The sequence below is a fragment of the Kitasatospora sp. NPDC048296 genome, assembly GCF_043201815.1.
Lineage (GTDB): Bacteria > Actinomycetota > Actinomycetes > Streptomycetales > Streptomycetaceae > Kitasatospora.
This window is the reverse complement of sequence record NZ_JBICZB010000017.1, coordinates 71,969-91,003: the sequence shown is the minus strand read 5'-3', so window position 1 is coordinate 91,003 and position 19,035 is coordinate 71,969. Positions and strand designations below refer to the sequence as shown.

General features: G+C 72.2%; 15 protein-coding genes and 1 pseudogene. 9 read left to right on the top strand and 7 right to left on the bottom strand.

All coding sequences use genetic code 11. The features are described 5' to 3' along the window. Window positions 1-31: 31 nt before the first annotated feature. From ACGF12_RS13460 to hypE, 6 genes are read left to right on the top strand one after another with little or no spacing between them, the layout of a single operon-like run. On the top strand, window positions 32-412 hold the full coding sequence (locus ACGF12_RS13460; RefSeq protein WP_393028438.1) for a hydrogenase maturation nickel metallochaperone HypA: 381 nt from the start codon (window positions 32-34) through the stop codon (window positions 410-412). A 4-nt stretch (window positions 413-416) separates the two neighbouring features. Continuing rightward, entirely contained in the window at window positions 417-1,169 is a 753-nt protein-coding gene (gene hypB, locus ACGF12_RS13455) for a hydrogenase nickel incorporation protein HypB (RefSeq protein WP_393028437.1), read from the top strand. Continuing rightward, window positions 1,166-3,484: a carbamoyltransferase HypF gene (gene hypF, locus ACGF12_RS13450; RefSeq protein WP_393028436.1), complete on the top strand. Its 2,319-nt coding sequence runs from the start codon at window positions 1,166-1,168 to the stop codon at window positions 3,482-3,484. Before hypB ends, hypF begins: the two co-directional genes overlap by 4 nt. Window positions 3,485-3,490: 6 nt before the next feature. Then, the gene (locus ACGF12_RS13445; protein WP_387628293.1) at window positions 3,491-3,793 is read left to right on the top strand and encodes a HypC/HybG/HupF family hydrogenase formation chaperone; all 303 of its coding nucleotides are present in this window, start codon (window positions 3,491-3,493) and stop codon (window positions 3,791-3,793) included. Next, window positions 3,790-4,914: a hydrogenase formation protein HypD gene (hypD, locus tag ACGF12_RS13440; protein WP_393028435.1), complete on the top strand. Its 1,125-nt coding sequence runs from the start codon at window positions 3,790-3,792 to the stop codon at window positions 4,912-4,914. The genes ACGF12_RS13445 and hypD overlap by 4 nt, the downstream gene beginning before the upstream one ends. A 7-nt stretch (window positions 4,915-4,921) precedes the next feature. Then, window positions 4,922-5,992, top strand: coding sequence for a hydrogenase expression/formation protein HypE (gene hypE, locus ACGF12_RS13435; RefSeq protein ID WP_393028465.1), 1,071 nt, complete (start codon window positions 4,922-4,924; stop codon window positions 5,990-5,992). Window positions 5,993-6,055: 63 nt separating this feature from the next. Here hypE and ACGF12_RS13430 read toward each other — a convergent pair. Then, window positions 6,056-7,689, bottom strand: a pseudogene (locus ACGF12_RS13430) (serine/threonine-protein kinase). A gap of 236 nt (window positions 7,690-7,925) precedes the next feature. On the opposite strand from ACGF12_RS13430, the gene ACGF12_RS13425 reads away from it, so the two are divergent. Then, window positions 7,926-9,092: an RNA-guided endonuclease InsQ/TnpB family protein gene (locus ACGF12_RS13425; protein WP_393028434.1), complete on the top strand. Its 1,167-nt coding sequence runs from the start codon at window positions 7,926-7,928 to the stop codon at window positions 9,090-9,092. Between the two features lie 61 nt (window positions 9,093-9,153). Here the strand turns inward: ACGF12_RS13425 and ACGF12_RS13420 are convergent, their stop codons facing one another. The 6 genes from ACGF12_RS13420 to ACGF12_RS13395 form a co-directional block, all read right to left on the bottom strand. Then, window positions 9,154-9,468: a hypothetical protein gene (locus ACGF12_RS13420; RefSeq protein WP_393028433.1), complete on the bottom strand. Its 315-nt coding sequence runs from the start codon at window positions 9,466-9,468 to the stop codon at window positions 9,154-9,156. 209 nt (window positions 9,469-9,677) lie between these two features. Further along, the gene (locus tag ACGF12_RS13415; RefSeq protein ID WP_393028432.1) at window positions 9,678-10,511 is read right to left on the bottom strand and encodes a PIG-L family deacetylase; all 834 of its coding nucleotides are present in this window, start codon (window positions 10,509-10,511) and stop codon (window positions 9,678-9,680) included. A 93-nt stretch (window positions 10,512-10,604) separates the two neighbouring features. Further along, window positions 10,605-12,554 (bottom strand): potassium transporter Kup, encoded by a 1,950-nt coding sequence (locus tag ACGF12_RS13410; RefSeq protein ID WP_393028431.1) that lies wholly within the window; start codon window positions 12,552-12,554, stop codon window positions 10,605-10,607. Window positions 12,555-12,824: 270 nt separating this feature from the next. Next, the gene (locus ACGF12_RS13405; RefSeq protein ID WP_393028430.1) at window positions 12,825-15,302 is read right to left on the bottom strand and encodes a phosphocholine-specific phospholipase C; all 2,478 of its coding nucleotides are present in this window, start codon (window positions 15,300-15,302) and stop codon (window positions 12,825-12,827) included. 233 nt (window positions 15,303-15,535) lie between these two features. Beyond that, window positions 15,536-16,225, bottom strand: coding sequence for a phosphonatase-like hydrolase (locus ACGF12_RS13400; protein ID WP_393028429.1), 690 nt, complete (start codon window positions 16,223-16,225; stop codon window positions 15,536-15,538). Window positions 16,226-16,229: 4 nt separating this feature from the next. Further along, complete coding sequence (locus ACGF12_RS13395; protein WP_393028428.1) at window positions 16,230-16,991, bottom strand: GntR family transcriptional regulator; 762 nt, start codon at window positions 16,989-16,991, stop codon at window positions 16,230-16,232. A gap of 162 nt (window positions 16,992-17,153) precedes the next feature. Here ACGF12_RS13395 and ACGF12_RS13390 point away from each other — a divergent pair, with 162 nt between their 5' ends. Further along, a complete protein-coding gene (locus ACGF12_RS13390; protein ID WP_393028427.1) occupies window positions 17,154-18,347 on the top strand; it encodes a TIGR03364 family FAD-dependent oxidoreductase in 1,194 nt (397 codons plus the stop codon). 294 nt (window positions 18,348-18,641) lie between these two features. Continuing rightward, window positions 18,642-18,854, top strand: a complete 213-nt coding sequence (locus ACGF12_RS13385) for a cold-shock protein (protein WP_393028426.1) — start codon at window positions 18,642-18,644, stop codon at window positions 18,852-18,854. Window positions 18,855-19,035 lie beyond the last annotated feature (181 nt).

Sequence of the window (19,035 nt, the reverse complement as noted above, 5' to 3'; positions counted from 1 at the left end):
GCCCGTTGCCGCCCGCCGTGGGAAGAGACCGATGCACGAGATGTCGATCGCCGCCGCCGTCGTCGAGCAGGTGGAGGCGGCCGCGCGCGACCACGGGGCCCCCGGGGTGGCGCGGGTGCGGCTGCAGGTGGGCGAGTTGGCCGGGGTCGTGGCCGAGGCCCTCGACTTCTGCTTCGAACTGGCCTGTGCCGGAACGCTGGTGGAGGGCGCGGTGCTGGACACCGAGACCGTCGCGGGGCGGGCCCGGTGCGCGCCCTGCGCCGTCGAGTGGGCCGTCGGCATGCCGCCCGACCTCGGCTGCCCGAGCTGCTCCGGAGGCGGCGGAGTGGAGCTGCTGTCCGGGCGCGAGCTCCAGATCCTCGCCGTCGAATGGGCCGGGCGCCCGGGCGCACCGGCGGAACAGAAAGGCTGACGCGATGTGCCAGACGGTCGACCTGCGCCAGGCGGTCCTCGCCCGCAACGACGACAGCGCCCGCGAACTGCGGACAGCGCTCACCGCCCGGGGGACGGTGGCGGTGAACCTGCTGTCCAGCCCCGGCAGCGGCAAAACCGCCCTGCTGGAGGCCGAGTTGGGGCTGGCCCGACGGCGCGGGGTGGCGGTTGCCGCGCTCACCGCCGACCTCGCCACCGAGAACGACGCGCTGCGGCTGGCCCGTTCGGGCGCACCGGTGAAGCAGGTGCTCACCGACGGGCTCTGCCACCTGGAGGCGCGGATGCTCGCCGGGCACCTGGACGGCTGGCTGCCCCAGGACTGCCGGCTGCTGTTCGTGGAGAACGTCGGCAACCTGGTCTGCCCGGCCTCCTACGACCTCGGCGAATCGCTGCGGGTGGTGCTGGCCTCGGTGACCGAGGGCGAGGACAAGCCGCTCAAGTACCCGACCGCGTTCGGGCTGGCCAACCTGGTGCTGGTGACCAAGGCGGACCTCGCCGCGGCCGCCGAGTTCGACGAGGCGGCGTTCCTGGCGAACGTCCAGCGCGTCAACCCCGGCGTGGAGGTGGTGCACACCTCGGCCCGCACCGGTGACGGCGTCGGGGCGCTGCTGGACCGGGCGCTGGCCGTGCTGGACGGCGCCGAGCCGCACCGGCCGGTGATGGCCGCCGCCGCCCACGGGCACGGGCACGGGCACTCGCACGGGGGTCACCACCACGCGGCGCAGGCGCCCCGGTGACGGCCGGCCGCCCGGCACTCGACCGCGAGCGGCGGCGGGTCGCCGTCCGAGGTCTCGTGCAGGGGGTCGGCTTCCGGCCGTTCGTCTTCACGCTGGCCGGCGAACTCGGGCTGGCCGGCAGCGTCACCAACACCGGCGAGGGCGTGCTGGCCGAGATCGAGGGCAGCCGGGAAGCCCTGGACGCCTTCTGCCTGCGGGTGGCCAGCGACGCGCCGCCGCTCGCCCAGGTGGCCTCGGTCGAACACGCGCCGCTCGCCGCGACCGGCGCCAGCGGCTTCACCATCACCCCCTCCCGCGCCGGCGGCACCCGCGCCACCCTGATCCCGCCGGACGTCGCCGTCTGCGCCGACTGCCTGGCCGAACTCGCCGACCCGGCGGACCGGCGCCACCGGCACCCGTTCATCAGCTGCACCAACTGCGGCCCCCGGCACACCATCGTCACCGGCCTGCCGTACGACCGCGCCAACACCACCATGGCCGGCTTCGCGATGTGCGCGGACTGCGAGCGGGAGTACACCGACCCCGCCGACCGCCGGTTCCACGCCCAGCCCGTCGCCTGCCACGCCTGCGGGCCGCGACTCGCGCTGACCGTCCCCGGAACCGCCGGGCGGACGGGGGAGGAGGCGCTCACCGAGGCCCGCCGGCTGCTGGCCGACGGGGCGATCCTCGCCGTCAAGGGCATCGGCGGCTACCACCTCGCCTGCGACGCGCGCCACGCCGAAGCCGTCGCCCTGCTGCGTCGGCGCAAGCGGCGCGGCGACAAGCCCTTCGCCCTGATGGCCCGTGACCTCGCCACCGTCGAGGGCCTGCTGCCGGTCGGCCCGGTCGAGCGGGAACTGCTCGCCGGACCGGTACGGCCGATCGTCCTGCTGCGCCGCACCCTCCCGTCGACGCCCGAACTCGCGGCGGTCGCCCCGGGCAGCCCCGACCTCGGCGTGATGCTCCCGTACACGCCGCTGCACCACCTGCTCCTCGCCGCCCCCGGACCGGACCTGCTGGTGATGACCAGCGCCAACCTCTCCGGCGAACCGATCGTCACCGACGACCGGGAGGCGCTGAGCAGACTCGCCCCGCTCGTCGACGGCTGGCTCACCCACGACCGGCCGATCCACGTGCCGTGCGAGGACTCCGTGGTGCGGGTGGTGGACGGCGAACAGCTGCCGCTGCGCCGCTCGCGCGGCTACGCCCCGCTGCCGCTCCCGCTGCCGGTACCCGTCCGCCCGGTGCTGGCGGTCGGCGGCGACCTGAAGAACAGCTTCGCGCTGGCCCGTGACGGCTACGCCTGGCTGTCCGGGCACATCGGCGACATGGACGACCTGGCCACGCTGCGCGCCTTCGACCGCGCGGTCGAGCAGCTCGGCACGGTCAGCGGGGTGCGGCCCGAACTGCTCGCCGCCGACCGGCACCCCGGCTACCGCTCGGTCCGGCACGCCGAGCGGACCGCCGCAGGCCGGCCGGTGCGCCGGGTGCAGCACCACCACGCCCACATCGCCGCGGTGATGGCCGAACACGGCCTGGACGGCGGCCGGCCGGTGCTCGGGGTGGCCTTCGACGGCACCGGCTACGGCGAGGACGGCGCGATCTGGGGCGGCGAGGTGCTGCTGGCCGACTACGACGGATTCCGCCGCCTCGCCCACCTCGGCTACGTGCCGCTGCCGGGCGGGGACGCCGCCGTCGAGCGCCCCTACCGGACGGCGCTGGCGCACCTGCGTGCGGCCGGGCTGCCCTGGACGCCCGGGCTGCCGCCGGTCGAGGCCTGCCCGAAGGAGGAACTCCGGCTTCTGGAGCGACAGTTGGAGCGCGGGCTGAACTGCGTGCCGACCTCCAGCATGGGCCGGCTCTTCGACGCGGTGTCCTCGCTCGCAGGGGTCTGCCACCGGGCCGGGTACGAGGCCCAGGCGGCGATCGAACTGGAGGCGGCGGCGGTCGGTCACGGCCCGGCGGCGGGCTACGGGTTCGGGCTGTCGGCGGCGGCGGACGGTTGGATCGCCGACCCCGGGCCGGTGCTGGCCGGGGTCGTGGCGGACGTGGCCGCCGGCGCGTCCGCCGGGCTGGTCGCCGCGCGCTTCCACGCCGGGGTGGCCGATGCCGTCCGGCGGATCTGCGTGGCCGTCCGGGCGGAGTGCGGCACCGCGACGGTGGCGCTCAGCGGCGGCGTCTTCGCCAACGCGCTGCTCTCCTCGGCCTGCGCGAGCGGCCTCGGAGCGGCCGGCTTCACCGTGCTACGGCACCGCCGGGTGCCGCCCAACGACGGAGGGCTGGCGCTCGGCCAGCTGATGGTGGCCGCCCGGTCGTCGGCCACCCGGGAGGAGTGAGAGCGGATGTGCCTGGCAGTGCCCGGCAGGGTGACGGAGATCGCGGAGCGGGACGGGACCCGGATGGCGGTCATGGACTTCGGCGGGGTGGTCAAGGACGTGTGCCTGGAGTACCTGCCCGACCTGGAGGTGGGCGAGTACGCGATCGTCCACGTGGGCTTCGCGCTCCAGCGACTGGACGAGGAGTCGGCCCGGCGGACCCTGGAGCTGTTCGAGGAACTCGGGCTCCTGCAGGAGGAGTTCGGCGACCCGTGGGAGGCGGCGGGGGAGTGGGACGCGACACGAGCGGCTGAGGAGGCCGGACGGTGAAGTACCTGGAGGAGTTCCGCAACCCCGAGCTGGCGGCGGGCCTGCTCGCCGACATCAGGGCGACGGTCACCCGGCCGTGGGCGCTGATGGAGGTGTGCGGCGGCCAGACGCACAGCATCATCCGGCACGCCATCGACCAACTCCTGCCGGAAGAAGTCGAGTTGATCCACGGACCGGGCTGCCCGGTGTGTGTCACCCCGCTGGAGGTGATCGACCGGGCGCTCGCGATCGCCGCCCGGCCGGAGGTCATCTTCTGCTCCTTCGGGGACATGCTGCGGGTGCCCGGCACCGACCGGGACCTCTTCCGGGTCCGCGGTGAGGGCGGCGACGTCCGGGTGGTGTACTCGCCGCTCGACGCCCTGCGGATCGCCCGGGAGAACCCGGACCGGGAGGTCGTCTTCTTCGGCATCGGCTTCGAGACCACCGCCCCGCCGAACGCCATGGCCGTCCACCTGGCCAGGAAGCAGGGCCTGCACAACTTCAGCATGCTGGTCTCGCACGTCCGGGTGCCGCCCGCCATCGAGGCGATCATGGACTCGCCGGACTGCCGGGTCCAGGGCTTCCTCGCCGCCGGGCACGTGTGCAGCGTGATGGGCACCGCCGAGTACCCGGCGCTCGCGGAGCGCCACCGGGTGCCGATCGTCGTCACCGGCTTCGAACCGCTGGACATCCTGGAGGGCATCCGGCGCACCGTACGGCAGTTGGAGCGCGGGGAGCACACCGTCGACAACGCCTACCCGCGGGCCGTCAGAGCCGAGGGCAACCCGGCCGCCCGCGCCATGCTGGAGGACGTCTTCGAGGTGACCGACCGCGCCTGGCGGGGCATCGGCGTCATCCCGCGCAGCGGCTGGCGGCTGGCGCCGCACTACCGGGACCACGACGCCGAGCACCGCTTCGACGTCGCGGGGATCGCCACCAGGGAACCGGCCCAGTGCCGGGCCGGTGAGGTGCTGCAGGGGCTGCTGAAGCCCCACCAGTGTGAGGCCTTCGGTACGGTCTGCACCCCGCGCACCCCGCTCGGCGCCACGATGGTCTCCAGCGAGGGGGCCTGCGCCGCGTACTACCTCTACCGGCGGCTGAGCTTGCCGGTCACGCCCCAGGAGGCGAGTCCCGTTGGCTGACACCGAGATGCTGGCGGAACAGTCGGCCGCGCCCGACTTCTCCGGCTGGAGCTGCCCGCTGCCGCTGCGCGACCACCCCCGGGTGGTGATGGGGCACGGGGGTGGCGGGGCGATGTCCGCCGAGCTGGTGCAGAACCTCTTCGCGCCCGCGTTCGGCGGGCGGGCGCTGGAGGGGCTCGGCGACTCCGCCGTCCTGGAGCTGGGTGGCGCCCGGCTCGCCTTCTCCACCGACTCCTACGTGGTGCGGCCGCTGTTCTTCCCCGGCGGCTGCATCGGCGACCTCGCCGTCAACGGCACGGTCAACGACCTCGCCATGAGCGGGGCCCGGGCGGCCTACCTGTCCTGCGGCTTCATCCTGGAGGAGGGGGTGGAGATGGCCGTGGTGGACCGGGTGGCCCGGGCGCTCGGCACCGCCGCCCGTACCGCCGGGGTCGAGGTGGCCACCGGCGACACCAAGGTGGTCGAGGCCGGGCACGGGGACGGCGTCTACCTGAACACCGCCGGCATCGGGCTCGTCCCGGCCGGGGTCGACATCCGACCGCAGCGGGCCCGCCCCGGTGACGTGGTGATCCTCAGCGGGCCGATCGGGCTGCACGGAGTGGCGATCATGAGCGTCCGGGAGGGCCTGGAGTTCGGCGTCGAGGTGCGCAGCGACAGCGCGGCGCTCGGCGGGCTGGTCGAGGCGATGCTCGCGGTGACGCCCGATCTGCACGTGCTGCGCGACCCCACCCGCGGTGGGCTGGCCGCGTCGCTCAACGAGATCGCGGCAGCGGCCGGGGTGGGCGTGGTGCTGAGCGAACGCGCCGTCCCCGTCCCGGATCCGGTGGCCAACGCGTGCGCGGTGCTGGGCCTGGACCCGATGTACATCGCCAACGAGGGCAAGCTGGTCGCCTTCGTCCCGCGTGGCGCGGCCGACGCCGTGCTCGCCGCGATGCGCGCCCACCCGCTCGGCGCGGAGGCGGTGGTGATCGGCGAGTGCGTCGAGGAGCACCCCGGGATGGTCGTCGCCCGCACCGGGTTCGGCGGCACCCGGGTGGTCGACCTGCCGATGGGCGAGCAGCTGCCGCGGATCTGCTGACACCGGCTCGGGCGGGGCGTCGACGGCGGGTGTCGTCGGCGCCCCGCCCGGCTCGGGCACCCGTCAGGAGCCGCGGGCGTAGGTGCGCTTGGTGGTGCCCTTCGGGTCCGTCTCCAGGTAGCCGGTGCCGTAGTCGTCGGCGAGGTAGACCTTGATGGTGGGGGTGCCGTCGAACATGTCGGAGTTGATGAGCAGGTAGCGCGTGGTCGGCTGGGGGACGTTCAGGGTGTCCTGGGCGCGCTGGAGCAGGCCGGGCAGGACGTCCCAGCTGTACTGCTGCAGGTCGATGGGCTTCTCGTCGCCGTTCAGCTCCCCGCCGGCCTCACGGTCGACCTTGCCGTCGCGGATCGTGATCCGGTCGTAGAGCGTGGGGCCGGCCGCGGCGGGCACCTCGGCGATGGCGTACTCCGGGTAGACGGTCAGCTCGAAGACCTTGTTGCCGGGCGTGTAGGGCTGCAGGGCCGCGACGGTGCGGCGCACGCCGTCCGGGGTCAGCAGGGTCGCCCCGGCGGCCGTCGGGGCCGGTACGGCGGTCGGTACGGAGGTCGGCGTGGCGGCGGTGGACTGCGAGGTCGCGGGCTGCGGGTTGCCGGACACGGGGCTCGTGGCGCCGGTCGTGCTGCCCGGGGCCTTGGCCGCGTCGGCCGCCGCGCCGGTGCCGGGCCGGCTCAGGTAGAGGGCCCCGGCGCCGGCGAGCACCACCGCGCCGGCCGCCACCACGGCGATCGTGGTGCGGCCCCGGCGGGAGGCCGCCGTCGGGGGCGCGCCCACGGTCGGGGGTGGCGGGAAACCGGCGGGTATCAGGTCCTGCGGGGCCGGCGGGGCCGGCGGCGCCGGTGGGGCAGGCGGGGCGAGCGGGAAGGTCCCGGTGTCGTACTCGGCCTCCTCCAGCGCCCGGTCGAGCTGCTCGGCGTCCGGACGCAGCGCCGGGTCCTTGCCGAGCAGGGCGACCAGCAGCGGCCCGAGCCGCCCGGCCCGGCTCGGGGGCGGCAGCGGCTCGTCGAGGACGGCGGCCAGGGTGGCCAGGGTGGTCGCCCGGCGCAGCGGGTGCCGGCCCTCGATGGCGACGTAGAGCAGCATGCCGAGCGACCACAGGTCGGAGGAGGGGTTGCCCTCCTGACCGCGGATCCGTTCCGGTGCGATGTACTCGGGAGAGCCGATCAGCGCCCCGGTCGCGGTCAGCGCGGTGGCGTCCTGGATGGCCGCGATGCCGAAGTCCGCGAGTACCGGGGTGCCGTCGGGGCGCAGCAGCACGTTGCCGGGCTTGACGTCCCGGTGCTGGACGCCGACGGCGTGCGCTGCGCGCAGCGCGGACAGCACGCCACGCCCGATGCGGGCGGCGTCGGCCGTGGCGAGCGGGCCGTGGGCCAGTCGGTCGGCGAGGCTGCCGCCGCTGACCAGCTCCATCACCAGCCAGGGGTGGGGGTGCTCCGGGCTGTCGACGATGTGGTGGATGACCACGACGTTGGGGTGCTGCAGCCGGGCGAGCGCCCGGGCCTCGCGCAGTACCCGCTCGCGCAGCTCCCGGACGCCGTCCGGGTCGGCCGCGGCCATCGCCGGGTCCGCCGGACGACCACTTCGCGGTGCAGTGCGTTGTCGCGGGCCCGCCAGACCAGGCCCATGCCGCCGCCACCGAGCTGCTGGAGCAGTTCGAAGCGCCCGTCGACGAGGCGTCGTTCCGCCCCAGCTGTGTTCATGGCGGTCATGGTAGGAGATCCCGGGGACAGTTCCGGCCACGTGGGGGGTCCGCCGAAACGGGCTCCCGGCCGGTCGTGCACGGGCCTTTCACCTGATTCTGCCGAGGAAGCCCGGGGCTTCAGCCCGGGGAGGAATCGACTCCTTGGATCGGAGCCGCGAAGCGGCGGAGTTCTCTTCCATGTGCTCTGACCTTCCGGTTTGATTTTTCGATTTTGCACGAATTACGTTCTTTCGCGTGAAGATCGTTGTCCGGGTGAAGCTGGAGCCGTCGCCGTATCAGGCGGACGCGCTCGCTGCGACGCTGCGCGCGTGCAACCGGGCCGCGAACCACATCTCCCGCGTCGCCTTCGAGAAGAAGGAGATCCGGCGCAACGGCTTGCAGCCGCTGGTGTACCGACACGTCAAGGACGAATACGACCTGGGAGCTCAGGCCACCGTCAGGTCGGTGAAGAAGGTCTGCGACGCCTACGCCACGTTGCGGGCGAACCTCAAGGTCGGGAACATGGGGCCGAAAGGGTCGAAGCGACGGAACAAGGCCGAGTCCAAGCCGATCAGCTTCCGTGACGATGCCGCGCAGCCGTTCGATGACCGGATGCTGACGTGGAACACCGACACGAGGACCGTGTCCATCTGGACAACGGCCGGGCGGTTGAAGGGCATCGGGTTCCGCTGCTCTGTGGACGCGCTCAAGATGCTTGCCGACCACCGGCGGGGCGAATCGGATCTGGTGGTCCGTGAAGGTCAGTGGTATCTGTTCGCGACCTGCGACATCCCCGAACCTCCGCTCTTCGAACCGGCTGGCTGGCTCGGCGTGGACCTCGGGATCGTCAACATCGCCACCACCTCCGACGGCACGGTCATGTCCGGGCGCCGTCTGGAGCGCTACCGCAAGCGGATGAGCTACCTGCGGGCCAAGCTGCAGGCCAAGAAGACCAAGAACGCGAAACGCCGGTTGAAGGCGATCCGCCGCCGCGAGGCCCGGTTCGCCACCGACGCCAACCACCGCATCTCCAAGACTCTCGTCACCACCGCTGAACGCACCTCGCGCGGGATCGCCCTGGAAGACCTCACGGGCATCCGCGAGAGGGTCAAGGCCAAGCACGACCAGCGGTACCGCCTCCACTCCTGGGCGTTCGCCCAGCTCGGAGCCTTCGTGGAGTACAAGGCCCGCAGGGCGGGCGTGCCGGTCGTGCACGTCAACCCGGCCCACACTTCCCGTCAGTGTTCCGCTTGCTGGCACACCCAAAGAGGGAACCGAGTGGACCAGGCCACGTTCGCGTGCCGCTCCTGCGGGACGACTATGCACGCGGATGTCAACGGCTCCCGCAACATCCGCCACCGTGCGGTTGATGCGTGGCAGCGGGGCGCAGTCAACCGCCCCAGCAGCGTCCAGCGCTGCTGAGACGAGGTGACCACCGGTGGGGCGACCCGTCGGGCACATGGTTAACCTCAAGCCCGGTCCTTCAGGGCCGGGTCGTTGACTCCCGGCTCTCGCGGACGACCGAGGCGGCCCAGACGCCGGCGACCAGGAGGGCCACCGCCAGCAGGACCACACCGATCACGATGGCCGTCCAGCCCCCGCTGGTGAGGTTGTCCAACTGCTCCTGATAGGTGGAGTCGTGGGGCTCGGGCATGCCCTCGCCGAAGGAGCCGGCGGCACGGGGGTGGCAGACGTCCCCGGGCGACATGGGCCGGCCGAAGCAGGTGGGCACCGCGGTGTGCAGCTTGTGGACGCCCATCAGGATCAGGCCGAAGCCCGCGCCGAAGAGTACGAGCACGATCAGCATCTTGACGGCCCCCCGGTTCCGCTGTCCCGCACGGCCTCGGCGTCGGCGGGCGTACGCACGCTCCGACGCGCGACGCGTCCCGGGCGGTTCCGCCTGGCCGGCTGCTTGGCTGGCAGGGCGTTGACCCGGCAACTCGGTGACATGGCTCGTCCCGTGCCCCGACCTTCCGGGTCGGGGCACGGGACGGGCCACGAGGGGGATCAGCGCAGGCCGGCGAAGAGGTCGTTCTCCGGCAGGGCCGCGCCGGTGGTGTCCTGGACGCGGACGAAGGTCTCCACGCCCATCAGTTCGGTGAACCGCTCCTTGCCCATCCGCAGGAAGAAGATGTTCTCGCCCTGACTGGCGTGCGCGGCCAGGGCGTCGAACTTCTGGCCGCCGAACTCGGTGGTGTCGACCCAGGTGGTGATCTCCTCGTCGGGGAGGCCTATCTCGGGCATCACCTCCGCCTCGGCCGGGTCCGCCTCCTCCCAGTCGGAGCCGAACTCGCGCATGAGCTCGCCGAAGCGCTGCATCGCCGAGCGCGGCGCGGTCGTCCAGTAGACCTTCGGCGTCATCCCGGTCAGCTCCAGGGCCGCCATCGTGATGCGGTTGGCCTGGATGTGGTCCGGGTGGCCGTAGAAGCCGTTCTCGTCGTAGGTCACGACCACGTCGGGCCGGTAGTGCCGGAGCAGTTCGGCGAGGCGGGCGGCGCCCTCCTCGACGGGCGTCCGCCAGAAGGAGCCGGGCGCGTCGTTGGCCGCCCAGCCCATCATCCCGGAGTCCGCGTAGTCCAGCGTCTCCAGGTGGGTGACCTTGAGGACGTCGCAGCTCGCCTGGAGTTCCTCACGGCGCATCGCGGCGACGGCCGCCGGGTCGTGCCCGGGCTCGCCGGGCTTGACGCCTCCCGGTCCGTCACCGCAGGCGCCGTCGGTACAGGTGACGAGGACCGTACGGATCCCCTCCGCCGCGTACCGCGCCAGCACACCCCCTGTTCCGGTGGCTTCGTCGTCGGGGTGGGCGTGCACCGCCATCAGCGTCAAGGGCCGGTCAACCATGGAAACCATCCTCCGGTCTGAAAAGTGCTCGGCCCGAGTCTGCGGTACACGGGCGGCCGATCGCCAGCGAAATCGGGGCGATGTGGCGAGGCGCTACACCTCGATGTTGGAGCCCATGAGCACCGTGCGGTCCTGGGGCAGCTGGAAGAAGGTCGCGGCGCTCGACGTGATGTGCGAGGTGGCGATGAACAGGTGCTTGCGCCAGGTCGGCATGGTCTTCTCCGGGCCGGGCGTCAGCTCGATCTTGGAGAGGAAGTAGGTGCAGGTGTCGAGGTCGAGCCGGCCCTCGGTCTGCTCCGGCTCGAGGCGGCGCAGCGCGGCCGGGACGTTCGGCGCCTCCATGTAGCCGAACTTGACGGTCACCAGGATGATTCCGTCCTCGGCGTGGCCGAGGGAGTCGACAACGGCGCGGTCCTGCGGCCGTACGCGGGGCACCGGAACGGTCTGGATCGCCACGATCGCGACGTGCTCGTGGCGGACCCGGTTGTGCTCGACGTTGGCCCGCAGTGCCAGCGGCACGGTGGTGGACGAGCGGTTGAGGAAGATCGCGGTGCCCGGGACGACGGCCACGTCCTTCCCGGTCTGCAGTTCGTCGATGAAGGGCTGCAGCGGGCCCTCCAGCCGTTCGCGGCTCGCGGTGACGACGTCGCGCCCGCGCCGCCAGGTCGTCATGATCACGAAGACGACCAGGCCGATCAGCAGCGGCAGCCAGGCGCCGTGGATGAGCTTGGTCATGTTGGCGGCGACGAAGAGCAGGTCGATCGTGACCAGGATGCCGCCGCCGACGACGATCACCGGCAGCGGCACCTTCCAGCGCTGCCGGGCGACGTAGAAGAAGAGGATCGTGGTGATGGTGATCGTCGCGGTGACGGCCATCCCGTAGGCGAAGGTGAGCGCCGCTGAGCTCTGGAACGCGAAGACGAGGACGAGCACTGAGATCATCAGCAGCCAGTTGATCCACGGGACGTAGATCTGCCCGATCGTCTTCTCGGAGGTGTGGGCGATGCGCAGCCGCGGGAGGTAGCCGAGCTGGGCGGCCTGGGAGACGACGGAGAAGGCGCCGGTGATCACCGCCTGGGAGGCGATGACGGTGGCCGCGGTGGCCAGGATGACGAGCGGTACCCGTCCCCACTCGGGCGCCAGGAGGAAGAAGGAGCCGTTCACGTTGGCGGGGTCCTTCAGGATGAGGGCCGCCTGTCCGAGGTAGCTCAGGACCAGGGTCGGGAGGACGAGGAAGGTCCAGGCCCGGGTGATCGACCGGCGGCCGAAGTGGCCCATGTCCGCGTACAGCGCCTCGGCGCCGGTGAAGGCCAGGACGACGGCCGCGAGGGCGAAGAAGGCGACGTCGAAGTGGTTGACCAGGAAGTCGACGGCGTACGTGGGCGACAGCGCGCGCAGGACGTTCGGCTCGTCGGCGATGCCGGCGACTCCGAGCGAGCCGATGGTGAGGAACCAGACGATCATGATCGGCCCGAACAGCTTGCCGACGGCCTCGGAACCGCGTCGCTGGCCGAGGAACAGCAGCACGATGATCGCCGTGGTGATCGGGATGATGAGCTCGTCCATGCCCGGGTCGACGACCTTGAGGCCCTCGACCGCGGACAGCACGGACATGGCCGGTGTGATCATGCTGTCACCGAGGAACAGGGCGGCGCCGAATATGCCGAGTGCCGCCAGCCAGACCGCGGTGCGTCGGCCCCGGCTCGCGAGCTTCTGCTGGAGCAGGGTGATCAGCGCCATGATCCCGCCCTCGCCGTCGTTGTCCGCGCGCATCGCGAGCGAGACGTAGGTGACGGAGACGATGAGGATGACCGACCAGAAGACCAGGGACACGACGCCGTAGACGTTTTCGGTGTTCAGCGGCACCGGGTGCGGGTCGTCGGGGTTGAACAGGGTCTGCATCGTGTAGATCGGGCTGGTGCCGATGTCGCCGAACACCACGCCGAGCGCGCCGACGATCAGGCCCAGTCGCGCCGTGTCGCGTACGACGGCCTTGCCGCTGCCAGGCGGTCGTTTTCCTGCTTCGGTCTGTATCGCCTGCACTCGTCGCAACTTTCACTCGGCGAGCCGGTCCGAGTCGGTAGCCCGGTGACGACCTCGCACTGTTCCGGCGCCGTACCGGGCCCGCGCGCTTGGTTGCGTGACCCGATCAGCTGCCCAAGTAGAAGTAGTGTCGTGCTGCGGTGTCAAACCCGTGCGACCAGCGACGACGGCCTGCGACTGCTGCGCCGCCTCCCGTGAACGACGGCCCGCCGCCGGGAGCCGGGGCGGCGCCGGGCCGTCGGCGAACGGCCCGGCGCCGCGACGGCCGGATCAGGACAGCGTGACGTCGTCGTACAGGGTGTACGTCGGGTCGCCCGCGTAGTCGTCGTCGTGGTTGACCAGGGTCAGCGTGTAGCTGTGCCCGGCCGTGACGGCGGCCGTCACCTGGGACCAAGTGGTCATGTCGGTACAGGTCCTGGGCAGCACGGTGGTGGTGGCGCCGGTGGTGTTGTCGGTCAGGGTCGCGGTGGCCCAGTCGTAGGCGACGGTGTCGGACGTGGTCATCCGGTACCAGAAGGACAGCTGCGTGGTGCCGCTCGGCGCGGTGAAGGTCTGGGAGAGCGACGAGTCGCCGTTGGTCGCCGTGGTGGCGCCCAGCATGGCCGCGTACGTCCCGCTGTGGGTGGCCGTGGTGGTGGTGCTCGCACTGCCGGAGGCCGTCCAGCCGGTCAGACCGCCGGCCTCGAAGGTGCCGTTGACCAGGCCTGCGGCGGACGGCGGGGTCTGGTTGCCGCTCGGGCCCGGGTCGGTGGTGCTCACCGCTCCGGTCTCGATGTGGCCGGCCAGGCGGCGCAGGAAGCCGTCGGAGGTGTTGGCGGTGACGGTCAGGTCGTACCAGCCGCTCTCGGTGGCGAAGGAGGCGCCGACCGGGGCGGAGGCGGTGGTCCCGGCCGGGACGGTGTACGTCCAGGGGCCGCCGGTGCCGTAGGTGTTGTCCGTGACGGTGACGGTGGCCGCCGTACCGCCGGTGTTGGTGAAGGCCAGGTTCAGCTTGTTGTCGGCGGTGTCGTAGCCGGAGGCGACCTCGACCAGTGCCGCGCCGCTCGCGCAGGCGGTGGTGCGGTTGCCGGCGAAGCGGCGGTGGAAGCCGTTGGGGCCGTAGAGCGAGAGGTCGTAGGCGCCGGTCGGGGTCCCGGCCACCCAGTTGTCGGAGACGGTGGCGCCGGCGCCGACGGTGTAGAGCCACGGGCCGTCGGTGCGGTAGGCGTTCGGGTAGACGTAGTAGACGACCCCCGCCGTACCGGTGTTGGTCATGTCGATCCAGAACTTCCCGCCCGCGCAGTCGGTTCGGCCGTTGGCGTTCGGCTGCCACGGCAGGGCGCGGGCCGGACGGGTGCCGGACTCCTGGGCGGGCATCGCCTGGGTGCCGGGGACGGCCGGTGCCGGGAGGGTGCTGCACTGGTTGTCCGCGCCGGAGACGTAGGTGCCGGTGTCGGGCAGCGCGGGCCAGCTGGTGTCCTGGCCGGTGAAGCCGAAGACGGACGTCAGGTCACCGCTGACGGCGCGGCGCCAGGCGCTGATGTTGGGTTCCTGGACGCCGAAGCGCTGCTCCAGGAAGCGGATCACCGACGTGTGGTCGAAGACCTGGGAGTTGACGTAACCGCCCCGGGTCCACGGCGAGACCACGATGAGCGGGACGCGCGGGCCCATGCCGATCGCCTGGCCGCCCGAGATCTCACCGGTGGTGGGGACGGAGCTGATGCCCTGGCTGGAGGAGGCCGGCGGGATCGGCGGCGGGACGTGGTCGAAGAAGCCGCCGTTCTCGTCGTAGTTGAGGATGAAGGCGGTCTGCGACCAGACGCTCTGGTTGGCCGCCAGCACCTTGAGCAGCCGCGCGGACAGGTCCTCGCCGTACGCGGGCTTGTAGTTGGCGTGCTCGGAGAGCGAGGCCGGGGCGACGATCCAGGAGACCTGCGGCAGGGTGCCGGCGTTGACGTCCTTCTGGAAGGCGGCGACCAGGTCGGGGACGATGGCCATGCCCTTGTCGTACAGCGGCGAACCCGGCTTGGCGTTCTTGAAGTTGGCGAACCAGGCGAGGGCGTTGTCGTCGAAGTTGTCGCTCTGCTGGTACACCTTCCAGCTGATCCCGGCGGCCTCCAGCCGTTCCGCGTACGTGGTCCAGCTGAAGCCAGCCGCCGGCTCGGTGTTGTCGAGGACGGCGGACCGGCCCACCGAGAGGCCGTTGGAGCCGGTGAACAGGTGCAGGCGGTTCGGGTTGGTCTGGGTCAGCGTGGAGCAGAAGTAGTGGTCGCAGATGGTGAAGGCGTCGGCGAGCGCGTAGTAGAACGGCAGGTCGGTGCGGTTGAAGTAGCCCATGCCGAGGCCCGGGACGCGGGCGGTGTTCCAGGCGTCGTACTTTCCGCCGTGCCAGATCGCGGTGTCGACCGGGTAGCTCATCGCGGGCGCGCTGGCGCAGGTCGCGCTGGTGGTGCCAGTGTCCATCCGGAACGGCAGGATGTAGCCGTCGGAGTTCGAATACGGCTGGTAGAACACGGACTTGCCGCTGGGCAGGTTGATCGCGTTCCGGTCGCCGAAGCCCCGGACACCGTTCATCGTGCCGTAGTAGTGGTCGAAGGCGCGGTTCTCCTGCATGAAGATCACGACGTGCTGGACGTCGTTGATGGTGCCACTGACCGCGGGGGCGGCGAGGGCCTTCTGCAGGGACTCGGGGAGGACGGAGAACGCGGCGGTCGCGCCGGCGGCGGCCGCGGCGAGACCCATGAACGAGCGGCGGGAGACGGGGGTCACGAGGGGCTCCTCTTGTCTTGACAAGTTGCTTCCCGACTTGGCTGGACAAGTTTGAGGAGCGCGGGCGCACCGGGACCACCCTCGTGCAGTGAACGCCTCCGGTCCGCGCGATGACGCGGACATGGCCTGGCGGCGGGGCGGATCGGGGTCCGGACCACGGCGCGATCAGGGTGCGGACACGCGGAAGCCGCCGGGGGCGGGACGCACCCCCGGCGGCTGCTACGACGGTCGGATCAGACGGCGGGCCGGGCCTCCGGCAGCGACGGGATGTCGGCGACGCTGTCCAGCACGTGGGTCTGCGGGTGCCCCTCGAAGTCTGCGCGGGTGAGCTCTCCGGTCAGGACGCCGATCACCACACCGGCCCCGGCGTTGGCACCGGCCTCGACATCGACGACGGTGTCGCCGGCCGCCAGCACCCGACGGGTGTCGATGACCCCGGTCTTCTCCATCGCCCGGTGGATCATGTGCGGCGCCGGACGCCCGCGCGGGACCTCGTCCGAGGTGACGACGGCGTCGAGGTTGCCGCCCTCGCCCGTGGACCAGCCGAGCGACTCCAGCAGCGGGTACGCGACGTCGTCGCTGAAGCCGGTGGTCAGGGCGACCTTGATGCCGCGTCGGCGCAGCTCGGCCAGGGCCTCCTCGACGCCGGGGATGGCCCGCGGGGGAGTGGCCCGGTAGGCCTCGCGCAGGAACTCGCGGAAGGCCGCGTAGCCGTCCTCGACGAGTTCCGGGGTCGGGGTGCCGCCGCCGAGGCGGACCAGGGCGGCGATGGCCTCGCGCTTGTCGGTGCCCATCCAGGTCTGGAGGTCGGCCTCGGCGACCGGCACCCCGGTGCGCTCGACGGCGGTGCGCAGGGCCCGGTAGACGGCACCGTCCTCGTTGATGGTGGTCCCGGCCATGTCCAGGGCGGCGAGCTCGATCACGATGTCAGTCCTCTTCGGTGCGGTAGCGGCCGATGACGGTACGGCCGTTGATGGTGTTCTCGATGGTGAAGGTGGCCATGGCGGGCAGGTAGCGGTCGTCCGCGTCCTCCAGCGGCACGCCCTGGCTCGACGTGGTGAGCCGCCGCACGCGCAGCAGCGGGGCGCCGACGGCGACGTGCAGGAGCTCGGCGTCGCCCGGTTCGGCGGCGACGGCGTCGATGGTGTGCCGGGCGTGGTGCAGGTCGACCTCGCGGCGCAGCAGCTCCTCGTAGACGGACCCGCTGTCCGGGTCGAAGTCGAACAGGATCCGGCCGACCTCGTGGACGAAGGTGGAGCGCTCCAGCATGGCCGGAACGCCGTCCAGCAGTCGCAGCCGGACCAGTTCGACGACCGGTTCGCCCTCGGTGAGACCGAGCCGGGCCGCCGCCTCCGGGGTAGCCCGCCGGCGGGCCACCTCGACGGTCGTCTGCCCGGGCTCGCGGCCGATGCTGCGGGCCCACTGGGTGAAGGACAGGAAGGTGCCGAACGGCTGGGAGGGGGCCGAGCGGCGGGCGACCGGCGGTTTTCCGCGGCCGCCGACCAGGCTGCCCTCACGGCGCAGCATGGCCAGGGCCTGACGGACCGGGCCGCGGGAGGTGCCGAACTCGGCGCAGAGCTGCGACTCGCTGGGCACCGGCTCGCCCTCGGGCCACTCGCCGGACTCGATGCGGCGCTGGAACTCGGCGCCGAGCCGTTGGTGGAGAGGAAGCTCATCACTTGTCTTCACAAGCTGACTATGACACTCGGGGGCGGTACTTCTCAAGGCGGGGCCACCTGCGGGTTTTCCGGGACGGCCGTCCGTCCCCGGTGTTCGTCGAGCGGATGAACAGGCGGTAACTTGTACATACATCTCTTGACCTCGACGCCCATCAACCCGGAACCTGGAGCCATGAGCAGCAGCACACCCACCACCGCCCCCGTCGGATCCCGTACGCACACCCCCGCCGCGCCCGGCCGCAGCGACGTGGTGATCGTCGGGGCCGGCATCATCGGCCTGGCCCACGCCTTCGAAGCGCTGAGCAAGGGGCTGTCCGTCACCGTCGTCGACCGCGACCGGCGGCCCGTCGGCGCCTCGGTCCGCAACTTCGGCCACTGCTGCATCAGCGCCCAGGACGGCGAACTGCTCGCCCTCGCCCAGCGTTCCCGGCCCGGCTGGCTGCGCGCCGCCGAGGCCGCCGGCATCTGGGCCGCGGAGGCCGGCACCCTGGTGGTCGCCCGGTCGGCGACCGAGGCGGCCGTCCTGGAGGAGCTGCGCGCCGAGCGCGGCGGCGACGCCGTCGAGCTGCGCACCGCCGCGCAGACGGCCGAGCTGCTGGGCCGCGCGGCCGGGGCGGCCGGCGACCTGGTGGGCGGCGCGCTGCTGCCCGCCGACCTGCGGGTGAACCCGCGCGAGGCGGCGCCCGGCCTGGCCCGCTGGGTGGCCGAGCAGTCGCAGGGCCGGATCCTGTGGGGCACCGCCGTCACCGGAGTCGAATCCGGGACGGTGCACACCACCCGCGGCCCGGTCCACGGTGACCGGATCCTGATCTGCGTCGGCCACGACCTGGACTACCTGTTCCCCGACATCGCGGAGGACCACGGGGTCCAGCGCTGCCGGCTCACCATGGCGCGGGCCGAGGCCCCGGCCGGCTTCCGCACCGACTCCGCGGTGCTGACGGCCACTTCGATGCTCCGCTACGACGCCTTCACCTCCCGCCCGTCGGCCGCCGGGCTGCGGGAGGAGGTGCTCGGGCACAGCGCGGAGCTGTTGGAGATCGGCGCCAACGTGATGTTCACGAGGCTCCCGGACGGCACCGTGCTGGTCGGAGACTCGCACCACTACGACGCCACCACGCCGCCGTTCATCGGCGAGCGCACCTATGAGCTGCTGATCGGGGCCGTCGCCGAGGTCCTGGGCGTCGAGCGCCTGCGGATCCTCGAACGCTGGCAGGGTGTCTACGCCAGCAGCCCCCGCGGCCCGCTGCTGGTGCGCGACCTGGCGCCGGGGGTCCGGGCGATCTCGGTCACCTCGGGCATCGGCATGACGCTGTCCTTCGGCCTCGCGGCCGCCACCTTCGACGGCACGCTCGCCCCGACCGCCTGACCGGCCGGGCTCGCCCGAGCCGCCTGACCTCCTGATCCGCTCGTCCGGGCCGCCCGGTGGCTGGTGCCACCGGGCGGCCCCGTTCGGGTTGCGGCCCGCCCCGAAAGGGGAACCAAGTTGGGCACTTGACTAGACAAGTGGTCAACGGCAGTGGCCGAACCTTGCGGTGCTGCGGTGTGACGCCACCTCCAACGGCGGCACCCGGTCCGCCATCGTCACCTTCCGTGCTGGAATCGACTCCCTGCGTGAGAGGATCTCGGGGTCAGTGCGACCCGAACGCAAAGGACAGAACACATGGCCGAGCGCCAGAACGGCACCGTGAAGTGGTTCAACGACGAGAAGGGCTACGGCTTCATCACCCCGGAGTCGGGCCCTGACCTCTTCGTACACTTCCGTGCGATCGAGGGGAGCGGTTTCAAGTCGCTGGTCGAGGGTCAGAAGGTCACCTTCGAGGCCGTCCAGGGCCAGAAGGGGATGCAGGCCGACAAGGTCCAGGTCGTGGGGTAGCGATCGCCGCACCGGTGGGAGGTGACTTCGGCCCGGCCGACCGGGGTCCCGGCTCGACGGCCCTGCCCCGGTCCGGCCGGGGCCGGTGTCGCGGGTCTGGCCGTGCACCGGGATCCAGGGCGCTGGGGATCCTCGCAAGCCGGGACGTCGCTCGCCGGCTCCTGGCCTCGCGCCTTGCGGG

Excerpts from the sequence above, each read along its gene's own strand:
- ACGF12_RS13445 (WP_387628293.1), top strand. The coding sequence starts at position 3,491 with ATGTGCCTGGCAGTGCCCGGCAGGGTGACGGAGATCGCGGAGCGGGAC.
- ACGF12_RS13460 (WP_393028438.1), top strand. The coding sequence starts at position 32 with ATGCACGAGATGTCGATCGCCGCCGCCGTCGTCGAGCAGGTGGAGGCG.
- ACGF12_RS13390 (WP_393028427.1), top strand. The coding sequence starts at position 17,154 with ATGAGCAGCAGCACACCCACCACCGCCCCCGTCGGATCCCGTACGCAC.
- ACGF12_RS13385 (WP_393028426.1), top strand. The coding sequence starts at position 18,642 with ATGGCCGAGCGCCAGAACGGCACCGTGAAGTGGTTCAACGACGAGAAG.
- ACGF12_RS13415 (WP_393028432.1), bottom strand. The coding sequence starts at position 10,511 with ATGGTTGACCGGCCCTTGACGCTGATGGCGGTGCACGCCCACCCCGAC.
- hypE (WP_393028465.1), top strand. The coding sequence starts at position 4,922 with ATGCTGGCGGAACAGTCGGCCGCGCCCGACTTCTCCGGCTGGAGCTGC.
- hypB (WP_393028437.1), top strand. The coding sequence starts at position 417 with ATGTGCCAGACGGTCGACCTGCGCCAGGCGGTCCTCGCCCGCAACGAC.